General features: G+C 67.4%; 24 protein-coding genes. 18 read left to right on the top strand and 6 right to left on the bottom strand.

The annotated features are described in order from the left end of the window. Positions 1–12 precede the first annotated feature (12 nt). From ACK8CO_RS09290 to ACK8CO_RS09265, 6 genes are all read left to right on the top strand, one after another. Positions 13–1,017: an Hsp33 family molecular chaperone HslO gene (locus tag ACK8CO_RS09290; RefSeq protein ID WP_042457881.1), complete on the top strand. Its 1,005-nt coding sequence runs from the start codon at positions 13–15 to the stop codon at positions 1,015–1,017. Then, positions 1,007–1,603 carry an NUDIX hydrolase gene (locus ACK8CO_RS09285; protein ID WP_202251597.1) on the top strand — a complete coding sequence of 199 codons (597 nt, stop codon included), beginning with the start codon at positions 1,007–1,009 and terminating at the stop codon, positions 1,601–1,603. Before ACK8CO_RS09290 ends, ACK8CO_RS09285 begins: the two co-directional genes overlap by 11 nt. Further along, a complete protein-coding gene (locus ACK8CO_RS09280) occupies positions 1,603–2,769 on the top strand; it encodes a CCA tRNA nucleotidyltransferase (protein WP_414899004.1) in 1,167 nt (388 codons plus the stop codon). Before ACK8CO_RS09285 ends, ACK8CO_RS09280 begins: the two co-directional genes overlap by 1 nt. A gap of 71 nt (positions 2,770–2,840) precedes the next feature. Then, the gene (locus ACK8CO_RS09275) at positions 2,841–4,682 is read left to right on the top strand and encodes an ABC transporter ATP-binding protein (protein WP_414898945.1); all 1,842 of its coding nucleotides are present in this window, start codon (positions 2,841–2,843) and stop codon (positions 4,680–4,682) included. Next, entirely contained in the window at positions 4,679–5,890 is a 1,212-nt protein-coding gene (locus tag ACK8CO_RS09270) for a class I SAM-dependent RNA methyltransferase (protein WP_414898944.1), read from the top strand. Before ACK8CO_RS09275 ends, ACK8CO_RS09270 begins: the two co-directional genes overlap by 4 nt. A gap of 68 nt (positions 5,891–5,958) precedes the next feature. Continuing rightward, positions 5,959–6,453 carry a L,D-transpeptidase family protein gene (locus tag ACK8CO_RS09265; RefSeq protein WP_414898943.1) on the top strand — a complete coding sequence of 165 codons (495 nt, stop codon included), beginning with the start codon at positions 5,959–5,961 and terminating at the stop codon, positions 6,451–6,453. Positions 6,454–6,525: 72 nt separating this feature from the next. Here ACK8CO_RS09265 and ACK8CO_RS09260 read toward each other — a convergent pair whose 3' ends face one another. Then, positions 6,526–7,062: a CAP domain-containing protein gene (locus ACK8CO_RS09260; RefSeq protein ID WP_414898942.1), complete on the bottom strand. Its 537-nt coding sequence runs from the start codon at positions 7,060–7,062 to the stop codon at positions 6,526–6,528. Between the two features lie 171 nt (positions 7,063–7,233). Here ACK8CO_RS09260 and ACK8CO_RS09255 point away from each other — a divergent pair, with 171 nt between their 5' ends. Continuing rightward, the gene (locus tag ACK8CO_RS09255; RefSeq protein ID WP_080617888.1) at positions 7,234–7,821 is read left to right on the top strand and encodes a L,D-transpeptidase; all 588 of its coding nucleotides are present in this window, start codon (positions 7,234–7,236) and stop codon (positions 7,819–7,821) included. A gap of 135 nt (positions 7,822–7,956) precedes the next feature. Continuing rightward, on the top strand, positions 7,957–8,136 hold the full coding sequence (locus ACK8CO_RS09250) for a hypothetical protein (RefSeq protein ID WP_414898941.1): 180 nt from the start codon (positions 7,957–7,959) through the stop codon (positions 8,134–8,136). A gap of 150 nt (positions 8,137–8,286) precedes the next feature. On the opposite strand, the gene hemH is transcribed toward ACK8CO_RS09250, so the two are convergent. Together hemH and ACK8CO_RS09240 are read right to left on the bottom strand one after the other, a co-directional pair. Next, complete coding sequence (gene hemH, locus ACK8CO_RS09245; protein WP_196774300.1) at positions 8,287–9,378, bottom strand: ferrochelatase; 1,092 nt, start codon at positions 9,376–9,378, stop codon at positions 8,287–8,289. Positions 9,379–9,454: 76 nt separating this feature from the next. After that, entirely contained in the window at positions 9,455–10,300 is an 846-nt protein-coding gene (locus ACK8CO_RS09240) for a methyltransferase domain-containing protein (RefSeq protein ID WP_414898940.1), read from the bottom strand. A 60-nt stretch (positions 10,301–10,360) separates the two neighbouring features. Here ACK8CO_RS09240 and ACK8CO_RS09235 point away from each other — a divergent pair, with 60 nt between their 5' ends. From ACK8CO_RS09235 to ACK8CO_RS09220, 4 genes are read left to right on the top strand one after another with little or no spacing between them, the layout of a single operon-like run. Continuing rightward, positions 10,361–11,065 (top strand): double zinc ribbon domain-containing protein, encoded by a 705-nt coding sequence (locus ACK8CO_RS09235; protein ID WP_231119182.1) that lies wholly within the window; start codon positions 10,361–10,363, stop codon positions 11,063–11,065. A gap of 35 nt (positions 11,066–11,100) precedes the next feature. Further along, positions 11,101–11,358, top strand: coding sequence for a glutaredoxin 3 (gene grxC, locus ACK8CO_RS09230; RefSeq protein WP_080614781.1), 258 nt, complete (start codon positions 11,101–11,103; stop codon positions 11,356–11,358). Positions 11,359–11,362: 4 nt separating this feature from the next. Further along, positions 11,363–12,193 carry a carbon-nitrogen hydrolase family protein gene (locus tag ACK8CO_RS09225; RefSeq protein WP_414898939.1) on the top strand — a complete coding sequence of 277 codons (831 nt, stop codon included), beginning with the start codon at positions 11,363–11,365 and terminating at the stop codon, positions 12,191–12,193. 47 nt (positions 12,194–12,240) lie between these two features. Next, positions 12,241–12,627 carry a MarR family winged helix-turn-helix transcriptional regulator gene (locus tag ACK8CO_RS09220; RefSeq protein WP_369822849.1) on the top strand — a complete coding sequence of 129 codons (387 nt, stop codon included), beginning with the start codon at positions 12,241–12,243 and terminating at the stop codon, positions 12,625–12,627. A 34-nt stretch (positions 12,628–12,661) separates the two neighbouring features. Here the strand turns inward: ACK8CO_RS09220 and ubiG are convergent, their stop codons facing one another. Then, positions 12,662–13,408: a bifunctional 2-polyprenyl-6-hydroxyphenol methylase/3-demethylubiquinol 3-O-methyltransferase UbiG gene (ubiG, locus tag ACK8CO_RS09215; protein ID WP_414898938.1), complete on the bottom strand. Its 747-nt coding sequence runs from the start codon at positions 13,406–13,408 to the stop codon at positions 12,662–12,664. 72 nt (positions 13,409–13,480) lie between these two features. Between ubiG and pip the strand changes: the two genes are divergently transcribed. The 6 genes from pip (at position 13,481) to infB (ending at position 20,642) form a co-directional block, all read left to right on the top strand. Continuing rightward, entirely contained in the window at positions 13,481–14,470 is a 990-nt protein-coding gene (pip, locus tag ACK8CO_RS09210) for a prolyl aminopeptidase (RefSeq protein ID WP_080614785.1), read from the top strand. A 2-nt stretch (positions 14,471–14,472) separates the two neighbouring features. Continuing rightward, positions 14,473–15,102, top strand: a complete 630-nt coding sequence (locus ACK8CO_RS09205; protein WP_414898937.1) for a class I SAM-dependent methyltransferase — start codon at positions 14,473–14,475, stop codon at positions 15,100–15,102. Between the two features lie 150 nt (positions 15,103–15,252). Continuing rightward, positions 15,253–15,846, top strand: a complete 594-nt coding sequence (rimP, locus tag ACK8CO_RS09200; RefSeq protein ID WP_196774301.1) for a ribosome maturation factor RimP — start codon at positions 15,253–15,255, stop codon at positions 15,844–15,846. Between the two features lie 3 nt (positions 15,847–15,849). Continuing rightward, positions 15,850–17,469 (top strand): transcription termination factor NusA, encoded by a 1,620-nt coding sequence (gene nusA, locus ACK8CO_RS09195; RefSeq protein ID WP_080614788.1) that lies wholly within the window; start codon positions 15,850–15,852, stop codon positions 17,467–17,469. 22 nt (positions 17,470–17,491) lie between these two features. Then, positions 17,492–18,112 carry an RNA-binding protein gene (locus ACK8CO_RS09190; protein WP_414898936.1) on the top strand — a complete coding sequence of 207 codons (621 nt, stop codon included), beginning with the start codon at positions 17,492–17,494 and terminating at the stop codon, positions 18,110–18,112. A gap of 7 nt (positions 18,113–18,119) precedes the next feature. Further along, complete coding sequence (gene infB / locus ACK8CO_RS09185; RefSeq protein WP_414898935.1) at positions 18,120–20,642, top strand: translation initiation factor IF-2; 2,523 nt, start codon at positions 18,120–18,122, stop codon at positions 20,640–20,642. A 202-nt stretch (positions 20,643–20,844) separates the two neighbouring features. Here the strand turns inward: infB and mutT are convergent, their stop codons facing one another. Then, positions 20,845–21,243 (bottom strand): 8-oxo-dGTP diphosphatase MutT, encoded by a 399-nt coding sequence (gene mutT, locus ACK8CO_RS09180; RefSeq protein ID WP_080614791.1) that lies wholly within the window; start codon positions 21,241–21,243, stop codon positions 20,845–20,847. Next, positions 21,240–22,529, bottom strand: coding sequence for a bifunctional glutamate N-acetyltransferase/amino-acid acetyltransferase ArgJ (gene argJ, locus ACK8CO_RS09175; RefSeq protein WP_231119325.1), 1,290 nt, complete (start codon positions 22,527–22,529; stop codon positions 21,240–21,242). The genes mutT and argJ overlap by 4 nt, the downstream gene beginning before the upstream one ends. Positions 22,530–22,572: the final 43 nt, after the last annotated feature.

The raw sequence follows: 22,572 nt of genomic DNA, 5'->3' as shown, positions 1-22,572 counted from the left end.
CAAGGAAACCCCATGTCCATCGGATCGCAGATCGCCTGGGACGATACCGTCCTGCCCTTCCAGCTTGACCGCAGCGATGTGCGCGGACGGGTCGCCCGTCTAGACGGCGTGCTCGACCGCGTGCTGGCCCAACATGACTACCCGCCCGCCATCGAGGCGCTGGTGGCCGAGACCGCCTTGCTGACCGCGCTGATCGGCCAGACCATCAAGCTGCGCTGGAAGCTCAGCCTGCAGGTGCGCGGCGACGGCCCGGCGCGGCTGATCGCGACGGATTACTACGCGCCCACCGAAGACGGTGCCCCGGCGCGGATCCGCGCCTATGCCAGTTTCGACGAGGACCGGCTGGATGCCGGGGCCGACCCGTTTTCGCAGATCGGTCAGGGTTATTTCGCGGTGCTGCTCGACCAGGGCGCTGGAACGGTGCCCTATCAGGGCATCACGCCGATCTCCGGAGGCTCGCTTTCGGCCTGTGCAGAGACCTATTTCGCGCAGTCCGAACAGCTTCCCACCCGTTTCGCGCTCAGCTTCGGCCGCGCGATCCTGCCCGGGGCGGACAAGGACGAGCATTGGCGCGCGGGCGGGGTGATGCTGCAGATGATGCCCAAGGCCTCGATCCCGCAGACCCCCGAGGGCGGCAGCGGCGACGAGGGCCTGCTGCAGGCCGAGGACATGCTGGAAGGCGATCAGGCCGAGAACTGGAGCCGCGCCAATATCCTGCTCGACACGGTCGAGGAAATCGAGCTGGTCGGCCCGCGCGTGCATCCGACCGACCTGCTGGTGCGGCTGTTTCACGAGGAACGGCCCCGCGTCTTCGACCCGCAGCGGGTGCAGTTCGGCTGTACCTGCTCCGAGGACCGGGTGCGGCAGAGCCTGTCGATCTATTCGGCCAAGGATATCGGTCACATGACGACGCCCGAGGGCATCGTCACCGCCGATTGCCAGTTCTGCGGCGCGCATTACGAGCTTGACCCGGCGACGCTCGGCTTCGAGGCGGAGAAGGACCCCGATGCCGAGTGATCCGTTCGACGCGCTCGCCGCGGCGCTGGCCCGGCCGGGATGCGAGACCTCGGATCATGACCTGAACCCCGGTTTCGTCCTGCCCGAGGGCCGGGTGCTGCGCCCGGCGGCGGTGCTGGTGGCGTTCTGGCCCGCGCCGGGCGGAACCCGGCTGGTGCTGACGAAACGCTCGTCCCGGCTCAAGCATCATCCCGGCCAGATCGCCTTTCCCGGCGGCAAGCTCGAGCCGGGCGAGGATGCGCCCCGGGCGGCGCTCCGCGAGGCCCGCGAAGAGATCGGCCTGCCCGAGGCCGGCGTCGAGATCCTCGGCACGATGCCGCCGCACGAGACCGTGACCGGCTTTACCGTGACCCCCGTTCTGGGCCGGATTGCCGAGGATTTCCCGCGTATCCCCGAGGCGGGCGAGGTCGACGAGGTGTTCGACGTGCCTTTCGCGCATGTCAGCGACCCGGCCCGCTTTTCGATCCAGTCCCGGATGTGGCGCGGCCAGCGGCGCTATTACTACACCGTGCCCTACGGCCCCTATTACATCTGGGGCGCGACCGCGCGCATCCTGCGCGCCCTGGCCGAGCGGGTCTCGGCGTGATCCGGGTCTCGGGCGAGGCCTTCTTCGCCGATCACACCCAGGCGGTCTGTGCGCTTCTGACCGGGGCCGGATACCGGGCGCTGTTCGTCGGCGGCTGCGTGCGCAACGCGCTGCTCGGTGCGGCCGTGAGCGATATCGACATCGCCACCGATGCGCGCCCCGGGACGGTGATGGACCTGGCCAGGGCGGCCGGGCTGAAGGCGGTGCCGACCGGGTTCGAGCATGGCACGGTGACGGTTATCGCCGGGCAGGTGCCGCATGAGGTGACGACCTTCCGCCGCGACGTCGAGACCTTCGGGCGCCGGGCGGTGGTGGCCTTTGCCGACAGCCCCGAGGAAGACGCCCATCGCCGCGACTTCACCATGAACGCGCTTTACGCCACGCCTGCGGGCGAGGTGCTGGACCCGCTGGGCGGCATGGCCGATCTGCGGGCGCGGCGGCTGCGCTTCATCGACGATGCCGATGCCCGCATCCGCGAGGATTATCTGCGGATCCTGCGCTTCTTCCGGTTCCATGCCTGGTATGGCGATCCGTCGAATGGGCTCGACGCCGAGGGGCTGGCGGCCTGTGCTGCGAATTCGGCCGGAATAGAGACGCTTTCGCGCGAAAGGCTGGGCGCCGAGCTGAAGAAGCTTCTGGCTGCGCCCGATCCCGGGCCCAGCATTGCGGCGATGGCCGCAGCGGGCGTTCTGGCGCGAAGCCTTCCGGGCGCCGATCCGCGGGCGCTGCCGGTCATGATCCATCTCGAAGCCGGGCTGGGGCTTGGCCCCGATCCGATCCGGCGGCTGGCGGCGCTGGGCGGCGAGGACGTGGCCGGGCGGTTGCGGCTTGGCAAGGCCGAGGCTAGGCGGCTCGGGCGGCTCGCCGAGGGGGCTGCGGCGGGCGAGGGGCCGGCGGTTCTGGCCTATCGGATCGGGTCCGAGGCTGCGCGGGACGCGGTCCTGCTGCGCGCGGCATCGCTGGGAACGGAACTGCCCCCGGGGCTCGGGGACGAGATCGCGCGCGGCGCCCAGGCCCGCTTTCCGGTCGCGGCCGCGGATCTGATGCCGCGGGTGTCCGGCCCCGCGCTGGGACAGATGCTGAAGCGGCTCGAGGCGGAGTGGATCGCGTCGGATTTCGGGCTGGATCGCGCCGCGCTGATCGCCTCGGCCGGGCGCGGCGACTAGGGCCGGGAACATGGTTTCCCGGGAGCGGGGGCGAGGATAGAGTGCGGCGAGTTTCCGCAAGGCTTGATCTCATGTTCCGGTATTTCGAAAACCTGATCGATCCCTATGCGCCCCATGCGCAGACGGACACGCCGCCCAACCGGCTATGGCCGTTCCTGGCGACCTATATGTGGCCCTTCCGCAAGATCTTCGCGGTGGCCGCGGTTCTGTCGCTGCTAAGCGCCTTCGTCGAGATCTGGCTGATCGATGTGATGGGGCGGCTGGTCGACATGCTGTCTTCGGGCGCGCCCGAGCAGGTCTGGCACGAGCATGGCGCGGCGTTGATCGGTCTGGCGCTGTTCATCCTGATCCTCCGGCCTCTGATACAGGCTCTGGACGCGGCGGTGCTGAACAACGCGATCATGCCGAATTTCGGCGCGCTGATCCGCTGGCGGGCGCATTCCCATGTGTTGCGCCAGTCGGTCGGTTGGTTCGAGAACGATTTCGCCGGCCGCATCGCCAACCGGCAGATGCAGACCCCGCCTGCGGCGGGCGAGGCGGTGTTCCAGATCTTCGATGCGATTGCCTATGCACTGGCCTATTTCGGCGGCGCGCTGGTGCTGCTGGGTCAGGCCGATCTCCGGCTCATGCTGCCCTTGCTGATCTGGCTGGGGCTTTACGCGGCGCTGGTGCGCTGGACCATGAAGAATGTCGGAGTGGCCTCGAAGGCCGCTTCGGATGCCAGAAGCACCCTGACCGGGCGGGTGGTCGATGCCTATACCAACATCCATTCGGTCAAGATGTTCGCCCATCACGACCGCGAACTGACCTATGCCCGCGAGGCGATCGAAGGGCTGCGCAAGGCCTTCGGGGCCGAGATGCGGATCATCACCACCATGGATGTGGCGCTGGTGGTGCTGAACGGGCTTCTGATCGTCGGGGTCGTCGGCTGGGCCATCGCGCTCTGGATGCAGGGGCAGGCCAGCGTCGGCGTGGTGGCGGCGGCGACGGCTCTGACGCTCCGGCTGAACTCGATGACCGGCTGGATCATGTGGGCGATGTCGAGCTTCTTCCGCTCGCTCGGTGTCGTTGCCGAGGGGATGGAGACCATCGCCCAGCCGATCGCGCTGGTCGACGCCCCCGACGCGACCGATCTGGAATTCCGCGAGGGACGGGTCGAGTTCCGGTCTCTGACCCATCATTACGGGCGCGGCACGGGCGGGCTCGACGGGATCGACCTGGCCCTGAGGCCGGGCGAGAAGGTCGGGCTTGTGGGCCGCTCGGGGGCCGGGAAAACGACCCTCGTCAAGCTGCTTTTGCGGTTCTACGATTCCGAGGGCGGGCAGATCCTGATCGATGGTCAGGACATTGCCCGCGTCACCCAGGAAAGCCTGCGCCGGCAGATCGGCATGGTCGGTCAGGATGCCAGCCTGATGCATCGTTCGGTGCGCGAGAACATCCTCTATGGCCGTCCCGAGGCCGGCGAGGAAGAGATGATCGCGGCGGCGAAACGGGCCGAGGCGCATGAGTTCATCCTCGATCTGAAGGATCCGGAGGGGCGCCGAGGCTATGACGCCCATGTCGGCGAGCGGGGCGTCAAGCTTTCTGGCGGCCAGCGGCAGCGGGTGGCGCTGGCCCGGGCGATCCTGAAGGACGCGCCGATCCTGGTGCTGGACGAGGCGACCTCCGCGCTCGATTCCGAGGTCGAGGCGGTGATCCAGGAAACGCTTTACCGGGTGATGGAGGGCAAGACCGTGATCGCCATCGCCCACCGGCTGTCGACCATCGCCCATATGGACCGGATCGTGGTGCTGGAGGACGGCCGCATCGCCGAGGATGGCAGCCATTCCGAGTTGCTGGCGAAAGACGGGCTTTACGCGCGGTTCTGGGCGCGGCAATCGGGGGGCTTCATCGGCACGGAGGCGGCGGAATGAGTCATCTGGTGGAACGGCTGTCGCTGCGCGGCGAGGGGCTAACGGCGGACGGTCTGACCGTGGCACTGGCTCTGCCCGGCGAAGAGATCGAGGGCGTGCCCGAGGATGGCCGCATCGCCCGGCCGCAGATCGTGACGCCGGTGGCCGAGCGGGTGCGGCCGCCCTGCCGGCATTTCGCCTCCTGCGGCGGCTGCGCGCTGCAGCACGGCTCGGACGCCTTCGTGGCGGGCTGGAAGACGCAGGTGGTCGACCGGGCGCTGGCCGGGCAGGGGCTCGAGGCGCCGCTGCGGCCGATCCTGACCTCGCCCCCCGCCAGCCGCCGCCGTGCGGTGCTGGCCGGGCGGCGGACCAGGAAGGGCGCGCTGGTCGGCTTTCATGCCCGCGCCTCGGAGGTGCTGGTCGAGATCCCCGACTGTCGTCTGCTGCATCCCGACCTGATGGCGGCTTTCCCTGCCTGCGAGGCCGCGACCGTCCTAGGTGCCTCGCGCAAGGGCGCGCTGGTGATCGCGCTGACCCGTTCGGAAGACGGGGTCGACATGGCGGTGACCGATGCAAAGCCGCTCGATACCGCGCTCCGGATGGATCTGGCGGCGCTTGCCGAGACCCATGATCTGGCGCGGCTGAGCTGGAACGGCGAGCAGCTGGCCGAGCGGCGGCCGCCGCGGCAGGCGATGGGGCGCGCCCATGTGGTGCCGCCCGCGGGCGCCTTCCTGCAGGCGACCGAGGCCGGGCAGGCGGCCTTGACGCAGGCGGTCGGCGCGGCGCTGGGCCAGGTGCGGTCGGTGGCCGATCTGTTCGCGGGCTGCGGCACCTTCGCGCTGCCGCTGGCCGCCACCGCCGAGGTCCATGCGGTCGAGGGATCGGCGCCGATGCTGGCCGCGCTCGACCGTGGCTGGCGCGGCACGCCGGGGCTGAAACGGGTGACGACCGAAGTCCGCGACCTCTTCCGCCGCCCGCTTCTGGCCTCCGAGCTGTCCCGGTTCGAGGCGGTGGCGATCGACCCGCCGCGCGCGGGGGCCGAGGCGCAATGCACCGAGATCGCCGGGTCGGATCTGGCCCGTGTGGCGATGGTGTCCTGCAATCCGGTGACCTTCGCCCGCGATGCGAAAAGGCTCTGTTCCAGCGGATTCCGGATCGACTGGGTGCAGCCGGTCGATCAGTTCCGCTGGTCGGGCCATGTCGAGCTGGTGGCGCAGTTCTCGCGCTGAACCGGCTTTCTGAGCGCGGACGTATCGGCTAGACTATGCCAAAACACCAAGGGCGCGAGCAGACCCACATGATCGACCGACGCGCGTTTCTGACGCTGACCGCCATGGCGGCCCTTGCGGGCTGCAGTTCGAAATTCAAGACCTATGACGGCCCCAAGGTCACCCGTGTCGTGGTGATGAAGGGCCAGCGGATGATGTACCTGCTGCATCACGATCAGGTGCTCAAGGCCTATCCGATTTCGCTGGGATATGCGCCCGCGGGACCGAAACAGGTCGAGGGAGACGGCAAGACGCCCGAGGGGCGCTATCACATCGACCGCCGCAACCCCAACAGCCGGTATCACTTGTCGGTCGGGATCGACTACCCGAACGAGGCCGATATCGAGACCGCGAAGGCGCTGGGCATGAAGCCCGGCGGCGACATCTTCATCCATGGCCGGGCGAAGGAAAACCGCCGCCGCAAGGATGACTGGACGGCGGGCTGCATCGCCGTGAGCGACAGCGAGATGGAAGACATCTATGCGATGGTGCGCGACGGGACGGTGATCGACATCTTCCCGTGACCGCGGCGCCGGGACGGGGACGGCGGGATGAAGGCGGCGGGGCCGTCTCCGCCCCGCCTCGGGACGCCGCGATCAGGCGTCGGACCCGGCTGCCTCGCGCTTGCCGGTGACCAGCGTCCACCAGATCTTGCCGTTCATTTCCTGATAGAAGGCGAAGCCCAGATCTGTCGCCTGCGGATCGAGGATGACGTTCCGGGTATCGGATTCCTCCATCCAGGCGGCCAGCGTCTCGAGCTCGGTCTCGTAGGTTTCCGAGATATCCTCGCCACGCAGCTGGCCCGGATAGCCAGCCCGCGCCACGCGTTCGAGCGGCGAGGACCCGTCCGAGCCGAAATGCCAGGGCCGGTTCTGCACCGACATGTCGCGCGAATGAGTGGCCGCGGCCGCGTTCAGCCGGGAATCGAGTTCAAGCGGCGCGATCCCGCGCGCCTGGCGCAGCGCGTTGATCGAGTCGAGCATCCGGTACTGGATCTTGCCCTGGTCGGTGCGCGAGATCCGGTAGACCTGCGGCAGAGGCTTTCCATCCGGTCCGATCCGGACCTCGTTTCCGGTCGTGCAGGCAGAGAGCGCTAAGAGAACGGCCACAAGGCCCAGAGCCGATCGTATCATAAGAAAAACCCCAAGAGACGTTCCTTCGGTCTTTAGCGGCTTAGGGATGCCTGTTCAAACGCTTCGCGCGACGATCCGCCGGTCTTGACGCCGGATTGAATTGCCCAGACCGGAGCGTGACCTTATGGTCGCACCGGACTGCCAGAAATGACGCGACATGCGGAGCGCAAGATGACGACCCGTTCGATCCGCGGCCTCACCCGCCGCAACTTCCTTGCCGGGACGGCCCTGGCCGTAACTGCCGGACCGGCCCTGGCCAATACCACCGAGATGGAACCCGAGCTCACCGACATGGTGCGCCGCAACATCTCGAGCTTCAGGGCCCTCGACTGGCGCCCTTATTTCTCGAGCCTGAACAACGGCGCGATCCTGGTCGACATCAAGTCGCGGGCGCTGCATTTCTGGTCCGAGGACGGCACGATCTACAAGCTGTACCCGACCTCGGTGCCGCTGTCCGAGGACCTTACCCGGCTCGGGCGCACCAGCGTCGTGCGCAAGGTCGAGGGCCCCAGCTGGCGGCCGACCCCGGCGATGAAGCAGCGCAATCCGGAATGGCCGGACTTCGTGCCGCCGGGCCCGGAAAACCCTCTGGGAACGCATGCTCTCTATCTGAGCTGGACCTATTACCGGATCCACGGCACCCATGACACCCGCAAGATCGGGCGGCGTTCGTCGAATGGTTGCATCGGTCTTTTCAACGAGGACATCGCCGAGCTTTTCGGTCTCGCCAAGGTGGGCACTCAGGTGTTGCTAATTTGACGACATCCGCCGATGTCTTGCGGCCAAGCCGTTCCGGCCGATTGCTAAAATCCGGGCCCATCCCTTAAAGAGTAATTACATGTGTAGGATGCCGCGCAGAGAAAAACCACTGCGCTGCTGTTACAGGAGAGACAGATGAAGAAACTCGCCCTCGCCGCCGCCTTTGCCGCGACCGCCTCGACCGCCTTCGCCGGCGGCTATTCCGAGCCCGTGATCGAGCCGGAAGTGATCGTCCAAGACACCTCGTCCTCGGCCCAAGGCGTGCTCGTGCCGCTTCTGGCCCTGATCCTCGTCGCCGCTGTCGCGTCGAACTGAGATCGATCGGTCCGAAAGGACGGGAAAAGGCGGTGGCCGCGTGCCACCGCCTTTTTTCTTTGCCGATTCCGTTGTTCCTGTCCTTGCCCGCCGTCCCTGTTCGGTCGCCGGGCATTCGCGTCCTGACCCGGATGCCGGGTCGCGCGGGCCTCAGTCGGCCCAGCCGCGCAGATTGACCTTCACGATCTCGCTCAGCGCCCGGATATGGGCGTCGTCATCGTTCAGGCAGGGAATATAGGTGAATTTCTCGCCGCCCGCCTCTTCGAAGCTCTCGCAGATCTCCTCGTTGATCTCTTCAAGCGTTTCGATGCAGTCGGCCGAGAAGGCAGGCGCGATCACCGCGATCCGCTTCTTGCCGGATTTTGCCAGCCGCGCAACTTCCTCGACGGTATAGGGCTGCAGCCATTCCTCGGGGCCGAAGCGCGACTGGAAGGTGGTGGTGATGCGGCTGTCATCCCAGCCGAGTCGCTCCTTCAGCAGCCGCGTCGTCTTCAGGCAATGGCAGTGATAGGGGTCGCCCTCGGTCAGATAGCGCTGCGGCACGCCGTGATAGGAACAGACCAGGATGTCGGGTTCGTGCTCGGCCTCGGCATAGGCCCGCTCGACCGAGGCGGCCAGCGCCGAGATGTAATGCGGGTTGTCGAAATAGGTGCTGACGGTGCGCACGTCGGGCTGCCATTTCTCGTCCATCAGCGCCTTGAAGAAGCTGTCGCAGGCGGTGGCCGAGGTGGTGCCGGAATATTGCGGGTAAAGCGGGAAGAACAGGATCTTCTGGCAGCCCTTCTTCAGCATCGAGCGGACCTTGGCCCGGGTCGAGGGATTGCCGTAGCGCATGCAGTAATCGACCACCACGCGGTCGCCATAGGCCGCTTTCAGCTCGGCCTCGAGCTTGGCGGTCTGGGCCTTGGTGATCGTCATCAGCGGGCTTTCGTCGGCCTCGTGATTCCAGATCGACTGGTAGTTCTCGCCCGAGGCGAAGGGACGCTTGGTCAGCACCACCAGTTGCAGGAGCGGCTGCCAGATCCAGGGCGAATAGTCGATCACCCGCTTGTCCGAGAGAAATTCGTTCAGGTAGCGCCGCATCGACCAGTAATCATAGCCGTCCGGGGTGCCGAGATTGGCCAGCAGAACGCCGATCCGCGCGGGGGGAACCGGCGGGTGGTCTTCGGGCCCGTGCAGGGGCCGGGCCTCTGTCAGGCCGGAGGTCGCGGAGCTGGAGCCGCCCTCTTTGGAATCGAACATTTTCTCGGTCCCGGTATCGCTTCTGTCGAGCCTCAAACTCTGAATCCTCCCGGAAATATACGGATTCCAACGCGGGTCAATCGGAACCACCGCCGTTGCGCTCGCCGGTGGCGGGTGCGGTCCGGTTCAGCGCATCGGCCAGGCGCATGCGCGCCGAGCCGGGTTTCAATGCTTGCGGTTGGGTTTCGGCAGGCGCCCACCCGGTAAGGTAGATCATTTCGACGGTCGCGGGGATGCGGCCATCCGGCATGGTATGGAATTCCGCATAGCGCCGGGCGGCTTCGGCGAACAGAGCGCGCGGTGCGGCACGACGGTGGCGCGCGGCCAGGGCATTGGTCTCTCCCATCGCGCGAAGATCGCGCATCAGGTGGTAGGCGGTTTTGTAAGTAACTGACATCTCTACGCAATCCGCCACGGGAAGGGCAAGGCCCGCGCGTTGCAGAAGGGCGCCCAGATCGCGGATCTCGGCCATCGGCAGCACCCGGGGCGAAAGCCCGCCCAGCGTTGCCGACTCGGCCTCGGCCAAGGCCCTGCGCAGCTCCTGCAGGCTGTTGCCGCCGAACAGAACTCCGAGGAAAAACCCGTCGGGCTTCAGCGCACGGCGGCACTGGATCAGCTGGCCGACCGGATCATTGGCCCAGTGCAGGGCCAGGGCATGGATCACGAGATCGTGCGCGCCGGGGGCCAGATCGAGCGTCTCTTCGGCCGGAACGACACGTGCCCCGGGCAGGTGCCCCTGCCAGGCTTCGGCGAAAGGCGTGACCACGGCCGGGGCCGTAAAGGTTCTGTTAACCTCGATCAGCCTCTCCTTGATCTCGTCGGCCGCCGCCTCGTGCAGGAACAGGGCGGGCCCCGCCTTCAGGGCCCGGGCGCGGTGCAGCGCAAGGGCGTGGCGGTCGGTCAGGTCGGGCGGTCGGGTCATCTTGGCTCCGGCGGGTTGCCCGGCGCTATGTAGGGGACCGGGACGATGTTGCAAAGCGCGATGCGACTCATCTACCCGCCGCGCTGTGTGGCCTGCGGCGAGCCGGTCGAGCGCGACCACGCGCTTTGCGCCCGCTGCTGGGGCGAGCTCGACTTCGTGACCGGTCTGGTCTGCGACGCCTGCGGGCTGCCTTTGCCCGGCGAGGAGGCGGAGGAGCCGGTCTGGTGCGATGACTGCCTGTCCGCGCCCCGGCCCTGGGCGCGGGGGCGGGCGGCATTGTTGTATCGCGGCCGGGCGCGCGGGCTGGTGCTGGCCTTCAAGCATGGCGACCGGACCGATCTGGCGCGGGCGGCGGCGGGCTGGATGCTGCGCGCCGGGCGACCGATCCTCGTTCCGGGGATGCTGGTCGCGCCGGTGCCGCTGCATCGCTGGCGGCTTCTGCGGCGGCGCTACAACCAGTCGGCGCTGCTGTCGCAAGGCGTGGCCGAGGGCGCCGGGGCCGAGCATTGCCCCGACCTGCTGGTCCGGCTGCGGGCCACCCGCCCTCAGGAAGGCATGACAGCCGAGGCCCGTGCCGCCAATCAGGCCGGAGCGATCGCGGTCGGGCCGCGCCATCGCGGCAGGCTTCATGGCCGGACGGTGTTGCTGATCGACGACGTGATGACCTCGGGCGCGACGCTTGGTGCCGCGGCCGCGGCCTGTCTGGCCTCCGGCGCCGCCGAGGTGCGGGTGCTGGTTCTGGCCCGCGTTGCGAAAGCCGACTGAAAACCTATAGTCTCGCCAAAACCTCAGGAGCCCTCATGCAAACGGTTGAAATCTACACGACGTCCAGTTGCGGCTACTGCCATGCCGCCAAGCGGCTGCTCGACGGCAAGGGCGTGTCCTATGCCGAAATCGACGTGACCGCCGATCCGGGCCTGCGCCAGCAGATGATGGAGCGGGCCGATGGCGGCCATACCGTGCCGCAGATCTTCATCGGCGGGACCCATGTCGGCGGCTGCGACGATCTTTATGACCTTGACCGGGCGGGAGATCTCGACCGCCTGCTGGCGGGATAGGGCGATGCGCGCGGCGCTGATCCAGATGACCTCCTCGGACCTGCCGGAGGAGAATATCGGCCAGGTGCGCGAGCTGGTGCGCGAGGCGGCGGCGGGCGGCGCCGGCTTCGTCCTGACCCCAGAGGTGACCAACTGCCTCTCGACCAGCCGGGACTGGCAGCGGGACGTGCTGACGGAAGAGGCCGCGGATCCGACCCTGGCGGCGTTGCGGCACGAGGCCGCGTCGCTCGGGATCTGGCTGCTGATCGGCTCGCTCGGGTTGAAGACGACGGACGGGGATGGCCGCTTTGCCAACCGCTCGGTCCTGATCGAGCCGGGCGGCGGCATCGTCGCCCGCTATGACAAGATCCACATGTTCGATGTCGAGATCAGCGAGACCGAGACCTTCCGCGAATCCGACGGCTACCGGCCGGGCACGCGTGCGGTCGTGGCGCCGACGCCGTTCGGCGCGGTCGGCATGGCGATCTGCTATGACCTGCGCTTTGCGCATCTGTTCCGGGCGATGGCCAAGGCGGGCGCCGAGATCCTGACCGTGCCCGCGGCCTTCTCGCCGGTGACGGGGACTGCCCATTGGGAGCCGCTCCTGCGCGCCCGTGCCATCGAGACCGGCTGCTATGTGCTGGCGCCGGCGCAATGCGGGCTGCATCCGGCCTCGGAAGGCCAGCCGCGGCGAACCCATGGCCACAGCCTGGCGGTGGCGCCCTGGGGCGAGGTTCTGGCCGATGGCGGCGAGGCACCGGGCATCGTCTATGTCGAGCTTGACCGCGAGGAGGTGGCCCGGGCGCGGGCGCGGGTGCCCTCGATCTTCCACGACCGGGATTTCGAGGGGCCGTGACCGAGATCAGCGAGAGCCTGGTCGTGACGCTCTTCAGCGAGATCTTCATGGCCGATCAGCTGGCACGGAACCGGATTTCGAAGGCCCTGCCCAAGGGCATGGAGATCAGTCACTTTTCCGTGCTGAACCATCTGGCGCGGCTGAACGAAGAGCGCAGCCCGGCGCAGCTCGCGGCCGCCTTCCATGTCACCCGGGGCGCGATGACCAACACGCTGGGCCGGCTGGAATGGGCGGGGCATGTGCATATCCGGCCCGACTGGGACGATGCGCGGCGCAAGATGGTCTCGATCAGCCCGTCGGGGCGTGCGGCGCGCGAGGCCGCGATCCAGGCGGTGGCACCGGTCCTGGCCGAGGCGGTGGCCGATATCGGCGAGGACCGGCTGAAGGCGGCGCTGACGGTCTTGCGGATGCTTCGCCAGAAGCTGGAAGGCTAGGGGGGGCGGGTCGGTCCCCCCCCAAAAAAAGGCGTCAGGCCGGTTTGCGGGCGGCGGTGACGTAGTTTACCGACAGGTCGCGGCTCGAGATCGACCAGTCCCAGGTCAGCGGGTTGAACACGAAGCCGCTGCGGTCCAGCAGTTTCAGCCCGGCCTGCTCCAGCAGGCCGCACAGCTCGTCCGGGGTGATGAACTTCTGGTATTCATGGGTGCCCTTCGGCAGCCAGCGCATCACGTATTCGGCGCCCAGGATGGTCATCACGAAGGCCTTGGGGTTGCGGTTGATGGTCGAGCAAAGATGCAGCCCGCCCGGTTTCAGAAGTGTGCGGCAGGCGGTCAGATAGGCCAGCGGATCGGCCACATGCTCGACCACCTCCATGTTCAGGACCACGTCGAACTGCTCGCCGGCCTCGGCCAGCGCCTCGGCGGTGGTGTGGCGGTAATCGATCTCGAGCCCCGACTGTTCGGCATGGATCCGCGCCACCGGGATGTTGCGCTCGGCAGCATCGGCGCCCACGACCTCGGCGCCGAGACGCGCCATGGGCTCGGACAGCAGCCCGCCGCCGCAGCCGATATCGAGCAGCCTGAGCCCCCTGAAGGGCGCCTCGGCGCTCAGGTCGCGGTCGAACTCCGCGGCAATCTGGCGCGTGATGTAGTCCAGCCGGCAGGGGTTCAGCATGTGCAGCGGCTTGAATTTGCCGGTCGGGTCCCACCATTCGGCGGCCATGGCCTCGAATTTTGCGACTTCGGAAGGGTCGACGGTTGTCTCTGCTGCTTGCATCGCGGGCTCCGTTCCTGTCTTCTGTCTGCACCCCCCTCGGGGGCCGGTTTTCGAGAGTTATATAGACGGGTCATGGACAAATCCGCAGGCCAAAAGCGCGCATCGCAGCATCTTTATCCGCCGATCGACCCGTTCGATCAGCGCATGCTGGATGTCGGCGACGGCCATCGGATCTATGTCGAGCAATGCGGGCATCCGCAGGGCATTCCGGTGATCGTGCTGCATGGCGGGCCGGGCGGAGGCTGCAGCCCGGCGATGCGGCGCTATTTCGACCCGACGGAATACCGGATCGTGCTGTTCGACCAGCGCGGCTGCGGCCGGTCGCGGCCCCATGCCTGTGTCGAGAACAACACCACCTGGCATCTGATCGCCGATATCGAGCAGATCCGCGAGACGCTGGGCATCGACCGCTGGGTCCTGTTCGGCGGAAGCTGGGGCGCGACGCTGGCGCTGGCCTATGCCGAGACCCATCCCGAACGGGTCGCCTACATGGCGCTGCGCGGGGTCTTCCTGATGACCGGGGCCGAGCTCGACTGGTTCTATGGCGGCGGTGCCGGGCAGTTCTGGCCTGATCTCTGGGCCCGCTTCTCGGCCCCGATCCCGGCGGACGAGCGGTCCGACATGATCGCGGCCTATCACCGGCGGCTGTTTTCAGGGGACCTTCTGACCGAGACCCGCCATGCCCGGGCCTGGTCTGCCTGGGAGAACGCGCTGGCCGCGATCGGGCATGAGGGCCCGGCCGGAGAGGCGCCCGCCGATTACGCCCGCGCCTTCGCCCGGCTCGAGAACCACTATTTCATGAATCGCGGCTTTCTCGAGCGCGACGGTCAGCTCATCGACGATGTGTCGCGGATCTCGCATGTGCCCGCGACCATCGTGCAGGGCCGCTATGACATGGTCTGCCCGCCGGTCTCGGCCTTTCGGCTGGCCGAGCGCTGGGACCGGGCCGAGCTGAAGATGGTTCCGATGGCCGGGCATGCCCTGTCCGAGCCGGGAATCAGTGCCGAGCTGGTGCGCACCATGCGCACCGTCCAGCGTCACGCCGTGGCGCTGGGGTTCTAGCCATGCATGTCAACGCCCGCTTCTGGGACCGGCTGGCGCCCCGCTATGCCCGGATGACGGTTCGCGATCCCGACGCCTATGAGAAGAAGCTTGCGATGACGCGGGCCTTTCTTGGGCCGGATGCGCAGGTCTTCGAATTCGGCTGCGGCACCGGCACGACGGCCCTGCGGCACGCGCCCCATGCGGGCCATGTCACCGCCATCGACTGTGCCCCGGCGATGATCGGGATCGCGCGGCAGAAGGCGGCCGAGGCGGGTATCGGCAATGTCGAGTTCCGGGTCGGCGATCTGTCGGACATGCCCGACAGCCCTGCGGCCTTCGACATGGTGATGGCGCATAACGTGCTGCATCTTCTGCCCGACCGGGCGGGCGCGCTGGCCCGGGTCCGGCGGATGCTGAAGCCGGGCGGCGTGTTCGTGTCCTCCACCGCCTGCGCGGCCGGGGCGCCGTGGCTGTTTCGCGGGGCGATCCGGACCGGACATGCGCTCGGGCTTCTGCCGCTCTTCAACCCGCTGACGGCCGACGGGCTCCGGGCCGAGATCGCGGCGGCGGGCTTCGGGGTCATCGAGGACTGGCGCCCCGAGGGCGGCCGGGTGCCGGTATTGTTCCTGATTGCGCGCAAGCCGTCCTGAGCCGGCGCCCGCGCGACTATCCCTTGCCTTCCGCGCGATCCGGGCGTATATGACCGATCAACAACGGTGGTTCGGCGTCCAAACCCGAACCTCCACCGGATAGGTATGTGCGGGCCGTTGGCCCGCTTTTTTGTTTCTGGAACGCTGACCATGTCCGAACTCATCGCCAAGACCGCCATCGACCGGCGCCTGGCCGAGATCCTCACCCCTGCCATCGAGGGGATGGGCTTCGAGCTGGTGCGCGTCCGTCTGATGGGCGGCAAGACCAAGACCCTGCAGGTGATGGCCGAACGGCCCGATGGCGGGATCGAGGTCGATGACTGCGCGAAGATCTCGACCGCGATCTCGGCGCTGCTCGATGTCGAGGACCCGGTCGACGAGGCCTATACGCTGGAAGTCTCCTCGCCCGGGATCGACCGGCCCCTGACCCGGCTGAAGGATTTCGGCACCTGGGAAGGCTACGAGGCCAAGCTCGAGACCGCCGAGATGATCGACGGCCGCCGCCGCTTCAAGGGCGTGCTGCAGGGCGTCGAGGATGGCGAGGTTCTGATCGAGATCGACGGCCCGGAAGGCACGCCGGTGATCATCGGGCTGCAATATGACTGGCTTTCGGATGCCAAGCTGGTGCTGACCGAAGAGCTGATTCGCGAGATGCTGAAGGCGCGCAAGGATGCGGGCCTCATCGACGAGAGCGACTTTGACGAGATCGAGACGGACGACGGGTCCGTCCCGCAGGAGGACTGAGACATGGCGATTACCTCTGCCAACCAGCTCGAACTGTTGCAGACCGCCGAGGCGGTGGCGCGCGAGAAGATGATCGACCCCGATCTGGTCGTGCAGGCGATGGAAGAGTCGCTCGCCCGGGCCGCCAAGTCGCGCTACGGGTCCGAGATGGACATCCGCGTGTCGATCGACCGCAAGACCGGCCGCGCCACCTTCACCCGGGTCCGCACCGTGGTCGAGGACGAGGCGCTGGAAAACTATCAGGCCGAGCTGACCGTCAAGCAGGCGAAACAATACCTGACCGATCCGCAGATCGGAGACACGGTGGTCGATGAGGTGCCCCCGGTCGAGCTGGGGCGGATCGCCGCGCAATCGGCCAAGCAGGTCATCCTGCAGAAGGTCCGCGAGGCCGAGCGCGACCGCCAGTACGAGGAATTCAAGGACCGCGCCGGCACGATCATCAACGGTCAGGTCAAGCGCGAGGAATACGGCAACGTCATCGTCGATATCGGCCGGGGCGAGGGCATCCTGCGCCGGAACGAGAAGATCGGCCGCGAAAGCTATCGCCCGAACGACCGCATCCGCTGTTATATCAAGGATGTGCGCCGCGAGACCCGCGGCCCGCAGATCTTCCTCAGCCGGACCGCGCCGGAATTCATGGCCGAGCTGTTCAAGATGGAAGTGCCGGAAATCTACGACGGCATCATCGAGATCAAGGCAGTGGCCCGCGATCCGGGCTCGCGCGCGAAGATCGCGGTCATTTCCTATGACAGCTCTATCGACCCGGTGGGGGCCTGCGTCGGCATGCGCGGCTCGCGCGTGCAGGCCGTGGTGAACGAATTGCAGGGTGAGAAGATCGACATCATTCCGTGGAATGAGGATCAGGCGACCTTCCTCGTGAACGCGCTGCAGCCGGCCGAGGTCTCGAAGGTCGTGATCGACGAGGAGGCCGGCAAGATCGAGGTGGTGGTGCCGGACGAGCAGCTGTCGCTCGCGATCGGGCGCCGCGGCCAGAACGTGCGGCTGGCCTCGCAGCTGACCGCGCTCGACATCGACATCATGACCGAGGCCGAGGAAAGCCAGCGCCGCCAGGCCGAGTTCGAGGAACGCACCAGGCTGTTCATGGACACGCTCGATCTCGACGAGTTCTTCGCCCAGCTTCTGGTCTCGGAAGGATTCACCAATCTCGAAGAGGTCGCCTATGTCGACATCGACGAGCTTCTGGTGATCGACGGGGTCGACGAGGATACCGCCGGCGAGCTGCAGGCCCGGGCCCGCGACCATATCGAAGAGGCGAACCGCAAGGCCCTGGAACATGCGCGCGAGCTTGGCGTCGAGGACAGCCTGGTTGACTTCGAGGGCCTGACACCCCAAATGATCGGGGCACTGGCCGAGGATGGCGTGAAGACGCTGGAAGATTTCGCGACCTGTGCCGACTGGGAGCTTGCCGGTGGCTGGACCACGGTCAATGGCGAGCGGGTCAAGGACGAGGGTATTCTCGAAAAATTCGACGTCTCTCTGGAAGAAGCCCAGACCCTCGTGATGACGGCGCGTGTCCTGCTTGGCTGGGTCGATCCCTCCGAGCTCGAGCCGGAAGCCGGGCCCGAGGAAGAAGAGGGCGGCGAGGAGGAGGCCGGGGCCTGAGGCCCGGCCCCGGAGAGCGGCCATGGCCCGAGCAGATGCAGGCAGATCGGCCGACGAGCCGCAGAGGCGGTGCATCGCCACGGGTGAGGTGACGCCGAAGGCGGGGCTGATCCGGTTCGTGGTCGGTCCCGGCGATGCGGCGGTGCCCGATCTGCTGGGCAAGTTGCCGGGCCGCGGCATGTGGATCGCGGCCGACCGCGACGCGTTGGAGATGGCGGTGAAGAAGCGCCTGTTCTCGCGTGCGGCAAAACGGCCGGTGGCGGTGCCCGTGGACCTGCTGGCGCAGGTCGAGGCGGGGCTGTTGCGCCGGCTGGTCGACAGCCTGTCACTGGCCCGCAAGGCGGGCTGCGCGGTGGCGGGCTACGAGAAGGTGAAAGGCTGGCTGGACAGCGGGCAGGCGTCGGTCCTGATCCAGGCCAGCGACGGGTCGGAACGGGGCAAGACCAAGCTTCGCCCGCCCCGCGAAGACGATGGATTCATCGGCTGTCTGACGGCCCTGGAATTGGGTTTGGCTTTCGGCCGGGAACATGTGATACATGGCGCGCTTGCGGCTGGCGGACTCACCGAACGTGTAGTAGAGGATGCCGCCAAGCTTTCGGGCGTGCGCAAGAAGGACGGGGGAGGGACCCCCGGAAAGGGTTGAAGACCTTATGGACGATACTGACGGCAAGAAGACTTTGGGTTTGCGCGGTGGTTCGCGGTCCGGCCAGGTGAAGCAGAGCTTTTCGCATGGCCGCACCAAGAACGTGGTCGTCGAGACCAAGCGCAAGCGCGTTGTCGTGCCCAAGCCAGGAGCCGCGAAATCTGGCGGGGCTGGGGGCGGGCATGCCGGAGGCGATCCGTCCAGGCGCCCGGCCGGGATTTCCGATGCCGAGATGGAGCGTCGGCTGAAGGCGCTGCAGGCCGCCAAGCTGCGTGAGGCCGAAGAGGCCCGGCAACGTGCGGAAGACGAGCGTCAGCGCGAGGAAGAGCGCCAGCGCCGCCGCGAGGAAGCCGAGGCGAAGGAGCGCGAGCAGCGCGAGATCGAAGAGGCCGCCCGCCGCAAGGCCGAAGAGGAAGAGCGCAAGAAGCGCGAGGACGAGGAAGCCGCCAAGAAGAAGGCGGCGGATGCCGAACGCGCAGCCGTCGCGCCCGCAAAGTCCCTCCCTGCGGCCGGGCCCGAAGAGACTCGCGCTCCTGCCAAGACAGCGTCTCCGCGCAAGGTAGACCGCGAACGCGAGGGCGGCGCCGACCGCCCGAACCGTGGCAAGACCTCGCCGGGCAAGGGCGACCGCCGCTCCGGCAAGCTGACCGTGAGCCAGGCGCTCACCGGTGGCGAGGGCGGACGTCAGCGCTCGCTGGCGGCGATGAAGCGCAAGCAGGAACGGATGCGCCAGAAGGCGATGGGCGGCGCCGACAAGCACGAGAAGGTCGTGCGCGACGTGCAGGTGCCCGAGACCATCCTGGTTCAGGAACTGGCCAACCGGATGGCGGTGCGGTCCGCCGACGTGGTCAAGTCGCTGATGCAGATGGGCATGATGGTCACGCAGAACCAGTCGATCGATGCCGATACTGCCGAACTGATCGTCGAGGAATTCGGCCACAAGGTCGTGCGCGTGTCCGATGCCGATGTCGAACAGGTGATCGACACCGTCGAGGACAAGGCCGAAGATCTCAAGCCGCGTCCGCCGGTCATCACCATCATGGGCCATGTCGACCACGGCAAGACCTCGCTGCTGGACGCGATCCGCAACGCCAAGGTGGTGGCGGGCGAGGCCGGCGGCATCACCCAGCATATCGGCGCCTATCAGGTGAAAACCGATAGCGGGGCGGTGCTGAGCTTCCTCGACACGCCCGGTCACGCGGCCTTCACCTCGATGCGGGCGCGCGGCGCCCAGGTGACGGATATCGTGGTCCTGGTGGTCGCGGCCGACGACTCGGTCATGCCGCAGACGGTCGAGGCCATCAACCATGCCAAGGCCGCGGGCGTTCCGATGATCGTGGCGATCAACAAATGCGACAAGCCCGCCGCCGACGCGCAGCGCGTCCGCACGGAACTGCTTCAGCATGAGGTGGTCGTCGAGGCGATGTCGGGCGACGTGCAGGATGTCGAGGTGTCGGCCAAGACCGGCCAGGGGCTCGACACGCTGCTCGAGGCCATCGCGCTGCAGGCCGAGATCCTGGAGCTGAAGGCCAACCCCGAACGCGCCGCCATGGGCGCCGTGATCGAGGCGCAGCTGGATGTGGGCCGCGGCCCGGTCGCGACGGTTCTGGTGCAGAACGGCACGCTGAAGCAGGGCGACATCTTCGTCGTCGGCGAGCAATGGGGCAAGGTCCGCGCGCTGGTCAACGACAAGGGCGAGCGGGTCAAGACCGCCGGTCCGTCGGTGCCGGTCGAGGTGCTCGGCCTGAACGGCACGCCCGAGGCGGGCGACGTTCTGAACGTGGTCGATACCGAGGCCCAGGCCCGCGAGATCGCCGAATACCGCGAGCACAGCGCCAAGGACAAGCGCGCCGCCGCCGGTGCCGCGACCACGCTTGACCAGCTTCTGGCCAAGGCCAAGGAAGATGCCAATGTGGCCGAGCTTCCGATCCTGATGAAGGCCGACGTGCAGGGCTCTGCCGAGGCCATCGTCCAGGCGATGGAGAAGATCGGCAACGACGAGGTGCGCGTGCGCGTGCTGCATGCCGGTGTCGGGGCCATCACCGAAACCGATGTTGGCCTCGCCGAGGCCTCGGGCGCGCCGATCATCGGCTTCAACGTCCGGGCCAATGCACCGGCGCGGAGCGCCGCGAACCAGAAGGGCGTCGAGATCCGCTATTACAGCGTGATCTACGACCTCGTGGACGACGTGAAGGCGGCGGCCTCGGGCCTTCTGTCGAACGAGATCCGCGAGAACTTCATCGGCTATGCCCAGATCAAGGAGGTCTTCAAGGTCTCGGGCGTCGGCAAGGTGGCGGGCTGTCTGGTCACCGAGGGCGTCGCCCGCCGGTCGGCCGGGGTGCGTCTGCTGCGCGACGACGTGGTGGTCCACGAAGGCACGCTGAAGACGCTCAAGCGCTTCAAGGACGAAGTCGCCGAGGTCCAGTCGGGCCAGGAATGCGGCATGGCCTTCGAGAATTACGACGACATTCGTGCCGGCGATGTCATCGAGATCTTCGAGCGTCAGGAAGTCGTCCGGACCCTGGCCTGATCGGGTCCGACCCGAACGGAAACATGAAAAGAGGCGCCTGCTGCTGCGGGCGCCTCTTTTCGTTTCGTCCTGTGTGATCGGTGGGCGGATACCCGGTCGCATGGCCGCGAATGTCCGGTGCGGCCAGTCCGCGGCTTCCGTTTGCCGTTAAGAAAGCGATCTGACCTGCGGCTCTGCCGTCACGCACCGCCGGTCGCAGGGATCAGAGCCAGTCCTGCAGGACCGGGATCAGCGGAATGTCGGCTGGCGGCATCGGGAAATCGCGCAGATCCTTGGCATGAGACCATTTCAGCACCTGTCCCTCGCGGGCCTGCGGCTGGCCCTGCCATTTGCGGCAGGCGAAAAGCGGCATCAGCAGGTGGAAATCGTCATAGGAGTGACTGGCGAAGGTCAGCGGCGCCATGCAGCTTTCCCAGGTGTCGATGCCCAGCTCTTCCTTCAGCTCGCGTTTCAGCGCGGCTTCGGGGGTTTCGCCCGGCTCGATCTTGCCGCCGGGAAATTCCCAGAGACCGGCCATCGACTTGCCTGCGGGGCGTTGGGCGAGAAGAACCCGCCCATCCGCGTCGATCAGGGCCACGGCGGCCACGAGAACGATCTTCACGACCGGTAATCCGCGTTGATCTCGATGTAGCGCTTGGTGAAATCGCAGGTCCAGACCGTCGAGGCACCCTTGCCAAGGCCCAGATCGACGTTGATCACCAGCTCTTCGCGCTTCATGTAGGCCGCGCCGACCTCTTCGGCATAGCTCTCGGCGGCCCAGCCCTTCTCGGCGACGAGGATGTCGCCGAAGCGGATCGAGATCAGGTCGCGTTCGGCCTGCGCGCCGGACTTGCCGATCGCCATCACGATCCGGCCCCAGTTCGGGTCCTCGCCCGCGACGGCGGTCTTGACCAGCGGCGAATTGGCGATGGCCATGGCGACCTTGCGGGCATCGGCAGGGCTGGCCGCGCCGGTCACCGCGACCTCGACGAATTTGGTCGCGCCCTCGCCATCCTTCACCACCTGATGCGCCAGATCCAGCATCACGCCCCTCAGCGCCTCCTGGAAGGCGCGCCCGGCGGCGCTGCGCAGATCGGTGATCTCGGGGGCCTCCGACTTGCCGGTCGCGGCCAGGATCAGCGTGTCCGAGGTTGACGTGTCTCCGTCGACGGTGATGCTGTTGAAGGTCTCGTCAGAGAGCTTGCCCAGCATCCGCTGCAGAAGCGGCTGCGCGATCTTCGCATCGGTGAAGACATAGGCCAGCATCGTCGCCATGTCGGGCGCGATCATGCCCGAGCCCTTGGCGATGCCCGCGATCCGGATCGGCTGGCCCTCGACCTCGATGGTCGCCGTGGCGCCCTTGGGGAAGGTGTCGGTCGTCATGATCGCGCGCGCGGCCAGCGGCATCGCCTGGGGCGAGAGCCGTTCGGTCAGATCGCCGAGCGCGGCCGTGATCCGCTCATGGGGCAACGGCTCGCCGATGACGCCGGTCGAGGCGGTGAAGATCCGCGCCTCGGGCACGCCCGCAGCCTTGGCCAGGCCGGCCGCAATCGACTTGACGGCCTCGGCACCGGCGGCCCCGGTGAAGGCGTTGGAATTGCCCGAATTGACCAGGATCGCCGCACCCGCTTCGGGGTCGGCGGCCGCCGCAAGCTTTGCCTCGCAGTCGAGAACCGGCGCCGAGCGCGTGGCCGAGCGGGTGAAGACCCCCGCAATCGCGGTGCCGGGGGCAAGCCGGGCCAGCATCACGTCGAGGCGGCCCTGATAGCGCACGCCCGCTTCCACCGCCGCGAATTCGGCGCCCTCGATCACCGGCAGCGCCGGGAAGCCGGCGGCGGGGGCAAGCGGCGAGATCAACGGGGTCTTGGCCGGGACCTTCTGGGAAAGCGCCACAAGCTGCGAGCGCATGCGGTCGACTTCGCGCTTGAGCGCCTTGATCCTGGCCTTCTTC

The sequence above is a fragment of the Rhodovulum sp. HP10 genome (assembly GCF_047553435.1).
GTDB lineage: Bacteria > Pseudomonadota > Alphaproteobacteria > Rhodobacterales > Rhodobacteraceae > Rhodovulum.
This window is presented reverse-complemented; position numbering and strand designations above follow the sequence as displayed.

Bases quoted from the DNA above. Each gene is read 5' to 3' on its own strand.
- ACK8CO_RS09240 (WP_414898940.1), bottom strand. From the start codon at position 10,300: ATGACCCGACCGCCCGACCTGACCGACCGCCACGCCCTTGCGCTGCAC.
- ACK8CO_RS09260 (WP_414898942.1), bottom strand. From the start codon at position 7,062: ATGATACGATCGGCTCTGGGCCTTGTGGCCGTTCTCTTAGCGCTCTCT.
- ACK8CO_RS09205 (WP_414898937.1), top strand. From the start codon at position 14,473: ATGCATGTCAACGCCCGCTTCTGGGACCGGCTGGCGCCCCGCTATGCC.
- nusA (WP_080614788.1), top strand. From the start codon at position 15,850: ATGGCGATTACCTCTGCCAACCAGCTCGAACTGTTGCAGACCGCCGAG.
- pip (WP_080614785.1), top strand. From the start codon at position 13,481: ATGGACAAATCCGCAGGCCAAAAGCGCGCATCGCAGCATCTTTATCCG.
- ACK8CO_RS09285 (WP_202251597.1), top strand. From the start codon at position 1,007: ATGCCGAGTGATCCGTTCGACGCGCTCGCCGCGGCGCTGGCCCGGCCG.
- ACK8CO_RS09235 (WP_231119182.1), top strand. From the start codon at position 10,361: ATGCGACTCATCTACCCGCCGCGCTGTGTGGCCTGCGGCGAGCCGGTC.
- ACK8CO_RS09190 (WP_414898936.1), top strand. From the start codon at position 17,492: ATGGCCCGAGCAGATGCAGGCAGATCGGCCGACGAGCCGCAGAGGCGG.
- ACK8CO_RS09225 (WP_414898939.1), top strand. From the start codon at position 11,363: ATGCGCGCGGCGCTGATCCAGATGACCTCCTCGGACCTGCCGGAGGAG.
- ACK8CO_RS09275 (WP_414898945.1), top strand. From the start codon at position 2,841: ATGTTCCGGTATTTCGAAAACCTGATCGATCCCTATGCGCCCCATGCG.
- grxC (WP_080614781.1), top strand. From the start codon at position 11,101: ATGCAAACGGTTGAAATCTACACGACGTCCAGTTGCGGCTACTGCCAT.
- ACK8CO_RS09265 (WP_414898943.1), top strand. From the start codon at position 5,959: ATGATCGACCGACGCGCGTTTCTGACGCTGACCGCCATGGCGGCCCTT.
- hemH (WP_196774300.1), bottom strand. From the start codon at position 9,378: ATGTTCGATTCCAAAGAGGGCGGCTCCAGCTCCGCGACCTCCGGCCTG.
- ACK8CO_RS09270 (WP_414898944.1), top strand. From the start codon at position 4,679: ATGAGTCATCTGGTGGAACGGCTGTCGCTGCGCGGCGAGGGGCTAACG.
- rimP (WP_196774301.1), top strand. From the start codon at position 15,253: ATGTCCGAACTCATCGCCAAGACCGCCATCGACCGGCGCCTGGCCGAG.
- ACK8CO_RS09220 (WP_369822849.1), top strand. From the start codon at position 12,241: ATGGCCGATCAGCTGGCACGGAACCGGATTTCGAAGGCCCTGCCCAAG.
- ACK8CO_RS09250 (WP_414898941.1), top strand. From the start codon at position 7,957: ATGAAGAAACTCGCCCTCGCCGCCGCCTTTGCCGCGACCGCCTCGACC.
- infB (WP_414898935.1), top strand. From the start codon at position 18,120: ATGGACGATACTGACGGCAAGAAGACTTTGGGTTTGCGCGGTGGTTCG.
- ubiG (WP_414898938.1), bottom strand. From the start codon at position 13,408: ATGCAAGCAGCAGAGACAACCGTCGACCCTTCCGAAGTCGCAAAATTC.
- argJ (WP_231119325.1), bottom strand. From the start codon at position 22,529: ATGCGCTCGCAGCTTGTGGCGCTTTCCCAGAAGGTCCCGGCCAAGACC.
- ACK8CO_RS09290 (WP_042457881.1), top strand. From the start codon at position 13: ATGTCCATCGGATCGCAGATCGCCTGGGACGATACCGTCCTGCCCTTC.
- ACK8CO_RS09255 (WP_080617888.1), top strand. From the start codon at position 7,234: ATGACGACCCGTTCGATCCGCGGCCTCACCCGCCGCAACTTCCTTGCC.